Here is a 12,429-nt window from a genome sequence, read left to right on the forward strand (position 1 = left end):
GTCAACGAGGCTATCGGCTTATGGTTCCTGCCGTTTTCGCATCCGACAATACGGTTCCCGAGCGGATCTAATCCGGCGCGCGTGCCCTCTCGGTGGATCCCGCAGGATGCCGATCGCGCTCGTCCGGGACGGTGGCCTCGGCGGGTGGGTCCTTCCGGCCGCACCTCCGGGCAGGGCTCGAAGCGCGACGCGCGCGGGCAGCCCGTGATCGTCGTCGCCGTCCAGATCCTCCGCGCCGCCGCCGCCCTCATGGTGGCATGGCACCACGCGCGGCACGAGGCGGGCCTCCTCGCTGACCGGGGCGCCGGCCCAGCGCTCGATCCCGCGACGCTGCTGCCCTGGTGGGGCGGGGTCGACCTGTTCTTCGTGATCTCCGGCTTCGTCATCGTCCATGCCGGCGGCCGGCTCGCGGGCCGGTCGGGCGGCCGCGCCCGCTTCCTCGCCCACCGGGTCGCCCGGGTGGTGCCCCTCTACTGGCTGGTGAGCCTGCTCTACCTCGTCCTGGCGCTCGCGCGGCCGGACCTCCTGGGCGAGGCCGCCGCGCTGGTGCGCGACCCGGTCGCCCTCGCGGCGAGCTTCCTGTTCTGGCCGGCGGCCCGCCCCGACGGCACCGTCCAGCCGCTCTACGGCCTCGGCTGGACCCTGAACTACGAGGCGGCCTTCTACGCACTCTTCGCCGCGGGTCTCGGCTTCGGGCGGCGCGGCGCCGTCGCGTGGTTGTGCGGGAGCTTGGCCGTCCTCGTGGCGGTCGGCGCCCTCGTGCCGGGCCTGCCGGTGCCGCTGCGCTTCTGGTCGGATCCGATCGTACTCGAATTCGCCGCCGGCGCCGGTCTCGCCCTCGCCTGGGGCGCGGGGTTCCGGCCGGCCCTCCCCCTGCGGGTCGGGCTCGCGGTGCTGGGCGTGCTGGGGCTGATCCTGGCCGCGCGGGTGCTCGCGGGTCTCGGCGAGGCCGACGGGTTCCTGCGCCCGCTCCTCGTCGGCGGGCCGGCCGTCCTGCTGGTGGCGGCCGCCCTCGGGCCACCCCACGACGCGGCCGCGGTCGCGCGGCTGCCGTCCCCCGTGCGCGGGCTCGTCGCGCTCGGCGACGCGTCCTACGCCCTCTACCTCGTGCACCCGTTCGCGCTGCGCCTCGTGCGCGAGGCGCTGCTCCGGCTCGGCCTTGCCCCCGCCCTGCATCCCTGGGCCGGCATGGCGCTGATGCTCGCGGGCAGCGCCGCGGCCGCGCTCGTGGTCCACCGCCTCGTCGAGCGGCCCCTGACCCGGGCCCTCCGGAGGCGGCTCGATCCGGGCGCGCCGCAAAACCGTGTGCGCGCCGTGCCGGCCCCGGTTCCACCGCGCGGCCGGGAGGATTAGCCTCGCCTGCCCGAGGAGAAGGCCAGCATGAAGACCCTGCTCGTTCCCGTCGCGATGCACGACGCCCTGCCCTCCGTCTTCGAGACGACCCGGCTGGCGGCCACGCGCTTCGGCAGTCTGATCGAGGGCGTGTCCCTGCGCCCGGCGCTGGCCGAGTACGTGCCGGTCGACATGGTCGGCGGCATGACGTGGCTGCGCGACGAGGAGGCCGACCGGGCCGAGGCCGAGGAGGCGGGCGGCCGCTTCGTGGCCTTCATGGACGGCGCCGGCATCCCGCGGCACGCCCGCGACGGGCTCTGCATACCGGACCGGGTGCCCGATGCCGGACCGCGCTACCGCTGGCGACAGGACGTCCCCACCGGCGACGCGTTCCTCGGGCAGTACGCGCGGCTGTTCTCGGCAACGGTGGTCGGGCGTCCCGGCACCACCGACAACGCCCCGCGCATGACCACGTTCGAGACGGCCCTGTTCGAGAGCGGCCGCCCGATCCTGCTGGCGCCGCCTACGGCACCGGCCAGCCTCGGTGACGCCGTGGTCATCGCCTGGAACGGGTCGACCGAGACCGCCCGGGCGGTGGCTTTCGCGATGCCGTTCCTGCGGCGGGCCGAGCGGGTGCTCGTGCTCAGCGTCGAGGGCGGCATGGTGCCGGGCCCGACCGCGCAGGACCTCGCCCAGGCCCTGGCCTGCGAGGGTGTGGACGCGTCGCACCGGGCCCTGCCGGCCGGCCGGCGCGTGCCCGGCGAGACCTTTCTGGCGGAGGCGAAGGCGTTCGGCTGCGATCTTCTCATCAAGGGCGCCTACACACAGAGCCGCCTGCGCCAGATGATCTTCGGCGGCGTCACCAGCCACGTTCTCGCCCACGCCGACATGCCGGTGCTGATGGCGCATTGAGCGCTCTGCGAGCCCGGCCGACGGATTGCGGCACCGCACGTCCTTCGGCGCCGGGAACCCTGCCCGGTCCCCGGCGTTCGGGTCCCGCAGCCGGACGGCACGCCCATTGTCCACACGCTCGGAAAGGAGCCCCGTGAAGAGCCCCGTGAGACGTCTCTTCCTCGCCGGCCTTCTGGCGATCGCGACCATCCCCGCCGCCCGCGCTGAGCCGGCGACCGTCCGGTTCCGCGGCACCGTGGTCCAGGCCGATTCGGAGCGCGTGGAGATCCGCCGCACCAGCGGCAGCACCCTGGCCGTGCGGATGGGCCCCCGGACCCGCATCTACGCGGTGAACGGCGCCAGCCTGCGGGCGATCAAGCCGGAGAGCTACGTCAGCGTCCTCGGTGCGTCCGATTCCGAGCCGCGGCAGGCGACCGCCGTGACCCTGTACTCTCCGTCCGAGCGCGGGTTCGAGGCCGGCAGCCAGCCATGGGACACCGCGCAGGGCGCGCGCCTCACCGCCGGCTGGGTGGCCGACGTGCAGCGGGGCGCGCCGATGCGTCTGACCCTCGCCTATAACGGCGGCCAATCGTCCTTCGCGATCCCCGACGACACGCCGGTGACGCAGTTCTCGCCTGGTGAGAAGGCGATGCTCCAGCGGGGCGCCGCCGTGACGATCTTCGCGCGCCCGGACGAGGACGGCGGGCTGATGGCGGGGACGATCGCGGTGGGCCGCCAGGGCGTCGTGCCGGGTCTCTGAGCCGATCGGGCCGCTGCGTCACCGACGGCGCAGCAAACCCGCGCGCCGACGCGGAAGCTGCGCTACACCGGTCGGCGATGACCGAGCCCGCCTTCACCCTCGACCCGCGCCTGTCGGCTGACACCGCCGAAGTGGGCGACCTCGCCCTGTGCCGCGTGCTGCTGATGGACGATGCCCGGTTCCCGTGGCTGATCCTAGTGCCGCGCCGCCCGAACCTCACCGAGATCACCGACCTCTCCGAGACCGATGCCGCGGCGCTCTGGAAGGAGATCCGCCTCACCACGGGGGTGATGCAGGCCCTGTCCAAGCCTGACAAGGTGAATGTCGGCGCCCTGGGCAACGTAGTGTCGCAGCTCCACGTCCACGTGGTCGGCCGCTTCCGGTCGGATCCCGCCTGGCCGGGGCCGGTCTGGGGGTTCGAGACCCGCAAGCCCTACCCGCCCCACGCCCGCGCCCAGCTCCTCGAGCGCGCCGGCGCCCTCTTCTCCGCGGCCTGACCCTCGCATGACCGATCCCCGCGACACCCTCGGCTTCGTCCGAAACCGCCTCGACCGGCACTCGGCCGAGCAGCCCGAGGAGGCGGTGCCCGCCTTCGACACGCCCGAGGCCCGCCTCGTGCTGATCTGCGGCGACCGGATCGTGCTGCGCGGGGAGACCGCGCTGATCGCGGTCGCGGAGGCGGCGGACCTCGCCGGCGAGATGCGCATCTTCCTCGGGCACCGGGACGGGCAGCCCGTCTTCGCCGCCGCCGCGCCGGCCGAGGCCGCGGAGCGCTTCTCCGAGGGGCCGACCCGTACCCTCGACCTGAGGTCGATCGCCACCGACTCCGCCGTGGAGGCCGAGGAGCTCGGCCTGCTCGCCGTGGCCAAGTCCATGCTCGACTGGCACGCCCGCCACGGCTTCTGCGCCAATTGCGGCACCGCCACCGTCTCGAAGGCCGGCGGCTTCCGCCGGGAATGCCCGAGTTGCGGTGCCCACCATTTCCCCCGGGTCGACCCGGTGGTGATCATGCTGGTGCGCCGGGGCGACACCTGCCTGCTCGGCCGGGGTCCGCATTTCCGCCCGCACATGTATTCCTGCCTCGCGGGCTTCCTGGAGCCCGGCGAGACGATCGAGGACGCGGTGCGCCGCGAGGTGTTCGAGGAGACGCAGATCCGCGTCGGCGCCGTCACCTACCGGACGTCGCAGCCCTGGCCGTTCCCGTCGTCGCTGATGATGGGCTGCGCCGCCGAGGCGCTCGACGAGGTTATCGTAACCGATCCCAGCGAGCTGGAGGATGCGCGCTGGTTCAGCCGGGCCGACGTCGCGGCCATGCTGGCGGGAACGCATCCCGAGGGGATCCTGGCGCCGCCGCCCATGGCGATCGCCAACTACCTGATGCGCGCCTTCGTGGCCGGCGAGACCTGATCCGGATCAGCCGGACGCGCCGGAGCCGCTGACCTGCAGCTCCCCCGCCGCGCCCGCGCCAGCGGCCTCAGACCGCCACGCGGGCCTGCTCCACCTGGGCCGGGAGCGCGCCACGCATCTCGGAGAAGGCCTCGCCCACCATCAGCAGCGCCGGCCCGTCGAGGCCCGCCGCCTCGACCCGGTCGGCGAGGTCGGCGGCCGTGCCGCGCAGGGCCTGCTGGTTCGGGCGGGTGGCGTTGAACACCAGCAGCGCCGGCGTCGTGGGCGCCAGCCCCTCCTCCACGGCGCGCGCCAGCAAGGCCCGCAGGGTCCGCTTCGGCATGTAGACGACCGTGGTGACGCTCGGATCGGCGAGAGCGCCCCAGTTCAGGTCGTCCGGCAGCGCCCCGCGGCGGTCGTGGCCGGTGACGAACTGGAGCCGGCGCGCGGCGTCGCGATGGGTCAGGGACAGGCCGAGGGACGCCGCCGCACCCTGCGCGGCCGAGACGCCCGGCACCACGGTCACCGGGATGCCGGCGGCCCGGCAGGCCTCGATCTCCTCGCCGGCCCGGCCGAAGACCAGCGGGTCGCCGGATTTCAGCCGCACCACCTGCTTGCCGGAGCGGGCGAGCTGGACCATCAGGGCGTTGATGTCGTCCTGGCGGCAGGACGGGCCGTGGCCGGTCTTGCCCACCAGCATGGTGCGGGCCTCGCGGCGGGCGTAGTCCAGGATCTCGGGCGCGACGAGGTCGTCGTAGAGGATGACGTCGGCGTTGCGCAGCGCCCGCAGCGCCTTGAGCGTGAGCAGCTCCGCGTCGCCGGGGCCGGCCCCGACCAGCGTCACGGCGCCGCCCTTCGGGGCGGTCTCGGTCTCGCCGAGCAGCTCGGCGAGATCCCGGTCCGACGGCGCCCGGTCGGGCTCCGCGAAGGCCCGGTCGGTGAAGCGCTCCCAGAAGAACCGCCGGTCGGCGAAGCCGTGGAAGCGGGCCGTGACGCCGTCGCGCCAGTCGCGGGCGGCCGCGACCCAGCGACTGAACCCGCGGGGCAGCATCGCCTCGATCCGGGCGCGCACGGTCTGCCCGAAAACCGGGGCCGCGCCCTCGGTCGAGATGCCGACCACGAGCGGCGAGCGGTTGACGATGGCGCCGAACTTCACGTCGCAGAGGTGTGGCCGGTCCACCGCGTTGACGATGGCGCCGGCGCCGCGGGCGGCCGCCACGAAGGCGACGCACTCGGCCTCGTCCTCCATCGCGCCGATGCAGAAGGCCGCGCCCCAGAGATCGTCCGGGCTCCAGGGGCGTTCGTGCAGGACCACCTGCCCGTCGACGATCTCGCCCGGCACGGCGCGCAGCTCCTCGCCGGGCTCGGGCGCGTAGACGTCGACATGGGCGCCGGCGGCGGCCAGCACCTTCACCTTCCAGGGGGCGCCGCCGGACGAGCCGGCGAGCACCACCCGCTTGCCGCGCAGGGGGACGAAGACGGGCAGCACCGCCAGCGGCTCCAGGCCGGCAGCCTTGGTCTCGCGGGGGGCGCGGGCTGCGCGCAGGGGGGTCTCGGTCACGGGCCTGTCCTGAATCGTCCTGATCCGGCCGGTCCCGACTGCCCCCTCATCCTCGGGTACCGGAGCGGAAGCCTCGAAGGAGGCTCCAGTCGGCCGCGATCCCTGGAGCTCTTCTTCGAGGACCGCTGACGCGGGCACCTCAGGATGAGGTGATCTGACAGGAGAAGCCGATCCATCCTCGTCGGCGAGTGTATCAGAAAATCACGCGGCGCATGCGGTCTGCCCGGCCAGCATCTTGCGGATCTCCGGTATGCACGAGCCGCAATTCGTCCCGGCCTTGCAGGCGGCACCCACCGCCTCCACGGAGCCGGCGCCTCCGGCGATGGTCGCGGCGATAATGTCCGCGCCGACGCCGTGACAGGCGCAGACCACCGGACCCGCCGAGGCGGTCGCCGCGCGGCCCGAGAGCAGCGCCCGCCGCTCGGCGGCGTCGGGCGCCTCGGCGGCGAACAGGACCTTGGCGGCCTCCCAGTCCGGCCGCTCGGCGGCGGGGGCGTAGGCGAGGCAGGCGACGAGGCGGTCGCCGTCGTAGACCGCGCAGCGGTAGCGGTCGCGGGCGTGGTCGGCATATTCCGCCAACTCGCCGCCCGGCAGCGCCTCGCTCTGGATCAACCCGCGCACCATCAGCGCCACGGCGCGGGAGCTGTCGGCGGTGGCGAACTGCGCGCCCCAGCCGCCGGTGATCGCGGCGCGCGCCCACCACCAGCCCTCGGGCAGCGCCACCTGTCGGCGCGTCAGCAGGAAGCCGCGGGCGCGGTAGCCGACGGACTCGACCGCCGCGGGGGTCGCCTTGAGCTCGGGCTGACCCGAGACCGGGTCGGTCATACCCCGCACCAGCGCACCGACCCGGGCCCGCGACGCGAAGGCGCCGCCCCAGTGCATCGGCATGAACAGGCTGCCCGGCACCACCGTGTCGGTGACCGTCACCTCCAGCTCGGCCGCGCCGTGCGCGGTCGTGAGCCGGGCGATGTCGCCCTCCGCGAGGCCGTGGGCCGCCGCGTCGTCCGGATGGACCTCGACGAACGGCACGGCGCGGTGCGCGGAGAGCCGCTGGCTCTTCCCGGTGCGGGTCATCGTGTGCCAGTGGTCGCGGACCCGGCCGGTGTTGAGCATGAGCGGGAACGCCGTAGAGGCCGCGAGCGCGAGGGCCGGCGGCTGCACCGCGACGAAGCGGGCGCGCCGGTCGAAGGTGTAGAACCGGCCGTCGCCGAACAGCCTCGCCTTCCCTTGCGGGGCGCCCCGGAAGCCGGAGCGCTTCGGGATCGGCCACTGCACCGGCAGGGCCGCCTCGTAGGCGGCGTCGCCGATGTCCGCGAGCGCGCCGAGGTCGAAATCGCGGGTGCCGTTGTTCTCGTAGGCCGAGAGCCCGGCATGCTCGCGGAAGATCGCGGCGGCGGAATCGAACGCGAAGGCCCGGCCGTGGCCGAGGCGGCGCCCGACATCCGCCAGCGCCGCCCAGTCCGGCCTGGCCTCGCCGGGGCTCGCGAGGAAGCGGCGCTGGCGCGAGATCCGGCGCTCGGAATTGGTGACCGTGCCGTCCTTCTCGCCCCAGGCCTGGGCGGGGAGAAGCACGGTGGTCTTGGCCCGCCCCCGCGCGGTGTCGGAATCCGCCACCGCCTCGGACACCACGTAGAGGTCGAGGCCGGCGAGCGAGTCCCGGATCGCGTCGGCCCGCGGCATCGAGACCAGCGGGTTGGTGCCCATCACCCACAGCGCCTTGATCTTGCCCCGGCCGATCGCCTCGAACAGGGCCACCGCCTTCATGCCCTCGCCGGTGATGATCCGCGGGGCGCCCCAGTAGCGGCGCACCCGGTCCACCTCCTCGGGGGTGAAGTGCATGTGGGCGGCCAGCATGTTGGCGAGCCCCCCGACCTCGCGCCCGCCCATGGCGTTCGGCTGGCCGGTCAGCGAGAACGGCCCCATCCCGGTCTCGCCGATCCGGCCGGTGACGAGGTGGCAGTTGATGATGCTGTTGCCCTTGTCGGTCCCCTGCGCCGACTGGTTCACCCCCTGCGAGAAGGCCGTGACCACCCGGCGGGTGCCGGCGAACAGGGCGTAGAAGGCCGCGATGTCGGCCTCGGTCACGCCGGTGACGGCGGCGACAGCCGCGAGGTCCGGCGCGATCTGGCGGGCGCGGTCGAGGGCGCCGTCGAGGCCGGCCGTGTGGGAATCGATGAAGGCGCGGTCGCGGAAACCGTTGTCCGACAGGTAGACCAGCAGGCCCGAGAACAGGGCGGTGTCGGTGCCCGGCCGGATGCCGAGGAACAGGTCGCATTCCTGCGCGGTCTGGGTCCGGCGCGGGTCGATGACCACGAACTTGGTGCCGCGGCGCTCCTTGGCGTCGGCCATGCGGCGGAACAGGACCGGGTGGCACCACGCGGTGTTGGAGCCGACCAGCACGATCAGGTCGGCCTCGTCGAGATCCTCGTAGCAGCCCGGGACCGTGTCGGAGCCGAAGGCCCGGCGGTGGGCCGCGACCGCGCTCGACATGCAGAGCCGCGAGTTGGTGTCCACGTGCGGCGTGCCGATGAAGCCCTTCGCGAGCTTGTTGGCGACGTAGTAATCCTCGGTGAGGAGCTGGCCCGAGAGGTAGAAGGCGATCGCGTCCGGCCCGTGCTCGTCCGCCACCGCGCGGAGCTTGCCCGCGACCGTGTCGAGCGCGGCATCCCACGAGACCTGGGCGCCGTCGACCTGCGGGTGGAGCAGGCGGTTCTCGAGCGACAGGGTCTCGCCCAGCGCCGAGCCCTTCGAGCACAGGCGGCCGAAATTGGCCGGGTGCTCGGAATCGCCCGCGATGGTGGCGCCGCCCTGCCCGTCCGGGGTCGCGAGCACGCCGCACCCGACCCCGCAATAGGGGCAGGTGGTCCGCACCGTCGGCGCCGCCACTGGCTGGGTCATGGCTGAATCCTCGCAGGGTCGTCCTGGGCGGGAGCAAGCTTCGCGCCGCCGTTCCCCTCCCCCCTGTGGGGAGGGGTTAGGGATGGGGGTGGTGCAGAAGGCACCGCCCGAGCCCCATCCTGCGCCACCCCCACCTCCGGCTCCTCCCCACAGGGGGAGGAGAGCAAGTTGCGGTTCAGTACACGTCGGCCTGATACCGCCCGGCCTTCTTGAGCGCGGCGAGATAGGCCACCGCGTCCTCGGGGCTCTTGCCGCCGAACTGCGCCGCCACGTCGATGATCGCCCGCTCGACGTCCTTGGCCATGCGCTTGGCGTCGCCGCAGACGTAGAAATGCGCGCCGCCCTCCAGCCACTTCCACAGCTCGGCGCCGTTCTCGCGCATCCGGTCCTGAACGTAGGTCTTCTCCGTCCCGTCCCGCGACCAGGCCAGGGACAGGCGGGTGAGCACCTTGTCGTCCTTCAGGCTGTTCAGCTCGTCCTTGTAGAAGAAGTCCGAGGCCTGCCGCTGGTGGCCGTAGAACAGCCAGTTGCGGCCCGGCGCCCGCGTGGCGGCGCGCTCGCGCAGGAAGGCCCGGAACGGCGCGATGCCGGTGCCGGGGCCGCACATGATCACGTCCTTCGACAGGTCGGCCGGCAGGCCGAAGCCGTGCGCCTTCTGGAGGTAGACCTTCACCCTGGTCTGCTCCGGTAGGCGCTCACCGAGGTGCGTCGAGGCTACGCCCAGCCGCAGCCGCGAGCGGTGGTTGTAGCGCACCGCGTCCACGGTCAGCGACACGCGGCCGACATCCATCTTGGGCGAGGACGAGATCGAGTAGAGCCGCGGCTGCAACTCGTCCAAGGCCTCCAGGAAGACCTCGGCGTCGGGCCGCGCGCCCGGGAACTTGTGGAGCGCGCCGAGCACGTCGAGATAGGCGGCGTCGCCGTCCGGATCCTCGCCGGAGGCGAGCGCCTGCGCCTTCTTGCGCGCTGCGCCCGAGGTGAGCAGCGACAGGAGCTGGTACAGATTGTCGGGCGCCGCGCCGAGCGCGTAGTTGATCAGCAGGTGCTCGCGCAGGGTCCTTTCCCCGATCACCCGCTCGGGCCGGGCGCCGAGTTCCGCGATCACCGCATCCACCAGTGCCGGGGCGTTGGCGGGGAACAGGCCCAGCGAGTCGCCGACCTCGTACTGGATCGGCGTGCCGTCGAGCCCGATCTCGATGTGCCACGTCTCCTTCTCGCCGCCCGGATCGTTGAGGCGTCGGCGGGACAGGAACAGCGCCTCGACCGGGTTCTCGCGGCAGTAGCCGAGCGGGCCGAGATCGGCCGCCGCCTTCGGGGCATCGTCCTCCGCCTTCGGCGCCGCGGGGGCGCCGCCTGCGGCGCCGAACTCCTCGTCCAGCTTCTTGAGCATGCGCAGGGTCTCTTTGCCGCCGGGCTGGCAAAGGTTCAGGCGCGCCTCGTTCTTGAGGAAGATGGCGTTGGCGTAGTCGGCGCAGTTGTAGCCGCACTGGCCGCAATCCTGCTGGGCCATGGCGGCCATCAGCTTCTGCGGTTCGGGCCGGTCCTTCGCCATCGCCATCCGGTCGGCGATCGGCACGGACGGGTCGTGCCAGGGGGCGTCGTCGTTGTCGGCGAGTTTGGGGCCCGTGGCGGGGCCCTCGCCGGGCGCGAGCGCCGTCGCGCCCGCGACGGCGGGGCCGAGCAGGGCCGCGAAGTAGCCCGAGAGCCAGGCGCGCTGGTCCTCGTTGAAGGGCGCGGTCTCGGGGATCAGGACGAGGGGGGGCGAGACGTGCTGGGTCATGCGGCGGCCTTCAGGGCGGGCTGGTCCTCGGCGGCGTCGCGGAGCGCCTCCGCGCCGGTGCGGCTGGTGAAGGCCTGGAAGCTCTCCTCGGGGCCCTGGCGGAGGGCGAGGTAGGCGCGCAGCAGCGCCTCGACGCGGGCGGGCGCATCCTCGGCCTTCACGGCCTTCCAGATCTCGGTGCCGATCTTCGGGTTCTCGGCGAATCCGCCGCCGACCACGACGTCGTAGCCCTCGACGGTGTCGCCCTCCTCCGAGACGACGACCTTGGCGCCGATCAGCCCGATATCGCCGATGTAGTGCTGGGCGCAGCTGTGATGGCAGCCGGTGAGGTGAACGTTCACCGGCACGTCGAGGTTCGGCAGGGCCGTCTCGACGTGGTCGGCGATGATCAGCGCGTGGCCCTTGGTGTCGGAGGCCGCGAACTTGCAGCCCTTCGCCCCCGTGCAGGCCACGAGACCGGAGCGGATGCCCGCCGCCTTGGTGGTGAGGCCGAGATCGAGCACCCGCTGCTCAACCTCGGCGACCTTCGCGTCCGGAACCCCGGAGAAGATGAAGTTCTGCCAGACGGTCAGGCGGATCTGGCCGTCGCCGCACTCGGCGGCGATCTTGGCGAGCGCCCGGACCTGATCGCTGGTCATCTTGCCGACCGGCAGGACCACGCCGATCCAGTTGAGGCCGGGCTGTTTCTGGGCGTGGACGCCGACATGGGCGAACCGGTCGGTGGCCTTCCGCGGCGCGACCTGCTCCGGCGCGACCCGGTCGAGCTTGCGGCCGAGCTTCTCCTCGACGGCCGCGAGGTACTTGTCGAAGCCCCAGGCATCGAGGACGTACTTCATCCGGCTCTTGTTGCGGTTCGTCCGGTCGCCGTTCTCGATGAACACCCGGATGATCGCGTCGGCGACGGCGTTGCAGTCCTCGGGCTTCAGCACGATGCCGGTATCGCGGGCGAGGTCCCGGTGGCCCGAGATGCCGCCGAGCACGAGGCGCATGTAGATGCCGGGCGGCACGGCGGCGCCGTCCAGCACTTCCACGGCCTGGAAGCCGATGTCGTTGGTCTCCTCGAGCGTCGGCATCACGCCGCTGCCGTCGAAGGCGACGTTGAACTTGCGCGGCAGGCCGTAGAGCGAGCGGTCGTTCAGGATCCAGTTGTGCCAGGACTTGGCGAGCGGGCGCGTGTCCAGAAGCTCCTGGGCGTCGATGCCGGCGGTCGAGGAGCCGGTGACGTTGCGGATGTTGTCGGCGCCCGCCCCCCGGGCCGTGAGGCCGATATCGGTGAGCCCGTCGAGGAAGGGCTGGGCGTGCTCGGGATCGATCTCCCGCACCTGCAGGTTCGCCCGGGTGGTCACGTGGACGTAGCCGCCGCCGTGCTGGTCGGCGAGGTCGGCGATGCCGGCGAACTGCCAGTGGTGCAGGATCCCGTTCGGGATCCGCAGCCGGCACATGTACGAGACCTGGTTCGGCGCCACCCAGAACATCCCGTGGTAGCGCCAGCGGAAATTGTCCTCGGGCTTCGGCTGCTTGCCGGCGGCGGCCTCCCGGATGAGGCGGTTGTGGCCGTCGAACGGGTTCTCGGCGCGCTTCCATTTCTCCTGGTCGCAGAGCTTGCCGCCGTCCTTGACGGTCCGGTCCTGCGCCTTGATATGGATCGCGTCCGGGCCCGTCGGCTCGGCCGGCGGCGCGGCCGCCCCCGCCCCGCCCGCGGTGAGGCCGCCGGTCAGGCGGACGGCGGCGATGCCGGAGGCGAAGCCCTCGAGGTAGCGCTTCTGCTCGGCCTCGAACGCGCCCGCGGCGGTCTGGGTGGTGGTCTCGGACATCCGCGCC

At 73.1% G+C, this 12,429-nt stretch carries 9 protein-coding genes; 5 read left to right on the forward strand and 4 right to left on the reverse strand.

Annotated elements, in window-relative coordinates:
* The first annotated feature begins 204 nt into the window (after nucleotides 1–204).
* From ASG32_RS31430 to nudC, 5 genes are all read left to right on the forward strand, one after another.
* Nucleotides 205–1,353 (forward strand): acyltransferase, encoded by a 1,149-nt coding sequence (locus tag ASG32_RS31430; protein ID WP_082558138.1) that lies wholly within the window; start codon nucleotides 205–207, stop codon nucleotides 1,351–1,353.
* Nucleotides 1,354–1,380: 27 nt separating this feature from the next.
* Nucleotides 1,381–2,244 (forward strand): universal stress protein, encoded by an 864-nt coding sequence (locus ASG32_RS31435; protein ID WP_020094190.1) that lies wholly within the window; start codon nucleotides 1,381–1,383, stop codon nucleotides 2,242–2,244.
* A gap of 145 nt (nucleotides 2,245–2,389) precedes the next feature.
* On the forward strand, nucleotides 2,390–2,983 hold the full coding sequence (locus ASG32_RS31440; RefSeq protein WP_244492333.1) for a hypothetical protein: 594 nt from the start codon (nucleotides 2,390–2,392) through the stop codon (nucleotides 2,981–2,983).
* Between the two features lie 77 nt (nucleotides 2,984–3,060).
* The gene (locus tag ASG32_RS31445) at nucleotides 3,061–3,480 is read left to right on the forward strand and encodes an HIT family protein (protein ID WP_020094188.1); all 420 of its coding nucleotides are present in this window, start codon (nucleotides 3,061–3,063) and stop codon (nucleotides 3,478–3,480) included.
* 7 nt (nucleotides 3,481–3,487) lie between these two features.
* Complete coding sequence (gene nudC, locus ASG32_RS31450; protein ID WP_056533944.1) at nucleotides 3,488–4,390, forward strand: NAD(+) diphosphatase; 903 nt, start codon at nucleotides 3,488–3,490, stop codon at nucleotides 4,388–4,390.
* A gap of 67 nt (nucleotides 4,391–4,457) precedes the next feature.
* Here nudC and cysG read toward each other — a convergent pair whose 3' ends face one another.
* The 4 genes from cysG to ASG32_RS31470 form a co-directional block, all read right to left on the reverse strand.
* Nucleotides 4,458–5,930 (reverse strand): siroheme synthase CysG, encoded by a 1,473-nt coding sequence (cysG, locus tag ASG32_RS31455; RefSeq protein ID WP_082558135.1) that lies wholly within the window; start codon nucleotides 5,928–5,930, stop codon nucleotides 4,458–4,460.
* Nucleotides 5,931–6,131: 201 nt separating this feature from the next.
* Nucleotides 6,132–8,828: a nitrate reductase gene (locus ASG32_RS31460; RefSeq protein WP_056533946.1), complete on the reverse strand. Its 2,697-nt coding sequence runs from the start codon at nucleotides 8,826–8,828 to the stop codon at nucleotides 6,132–6,134.
* Between the two features lie 175 nt (nucleotides 8,829–9,003).
* Nucleotides 9,004–10,608: a sulfite reductase subunit alpha gene (locus ASG32_RS31465; protein WP_056533955.1), complete on the reverse strand. Its 1,605-nt coding sequence runs from the start codon at nucleotides 10,606–10,608 to the stop codon at nucleotides 9,004–9,006.
* Complete coding sequence (locus tag ASG32_RS31470; protein WP_056533960.1) at nucleotides 10,605–12,422, reverse strand: NirA family protein; 1,818 nt, start codon at nucleotides 12,420–12,422, stop codon at nucleotides 10,605–10,607. The genes ASG32_RS31465 and ASG32_RS31470 overlap by 4 nt, the downstream gene beginning before the upstream one ends.
* Between the last annotated feature and the right edge of the window lie 7 nt (nucleotides 12,423–12,429).

This window comes from Methylobacterium sp. Leaf361 (assembly GCF_001424445.1).
Lineage (GTDB): Bacteria > Pseudomonadota > Alphaproteobacteria > Rhizobiales > Beijerinckiaceae > Methylobacterium.

Excerpts from the sequence above, each read along its gene's own strand:
- ASG32_RS31445 (WP_020094188.1), top strand. The coding sequence starts at position 3,061 with ATGACCGAGCCCGCCTTCACCCTCGACCCGCGCCTGTCGGCTGACACC.
- ASG32_RS31460 (WP_056533946.1), bottom strand. The coding sequence starts at position 8,828 with ATGACCCAGCCAGTGGCGGCGCCGACGGTGCGGACCACCTGCCCCTAT.
- nudC (WP_056533944.1), top strand. The coding sequence starts at position 3,488 with ATGACCGATCCCCGCGACACCCTCGGCTTCGTCCGAAACCGCCTCGAC.
- ASG32_RS31435 (WP_020094190.1), top strand. The coding sequence starts at position 1,381 with ATGAAGACCCTGCTCGTTCCCGTCGCGATGCACGACGCCCTGCCCTCC.
- ASG32_RS31470 (WP_056533960.1), bottom strand. The coding sequence starts at position 12,422 with ATGTCCGAGACCACCACCCAGACCGCCGCGGGCGCGTTCGAGGCCGAG.
- ASG32_RS31465 (WP_056533955.1), bottom strand. The coding sequence starts at position 10,608 with ATGACCCAGCACGTCTCGCCCCCCCTCGTCCTGATCCCCGAGACCGCG.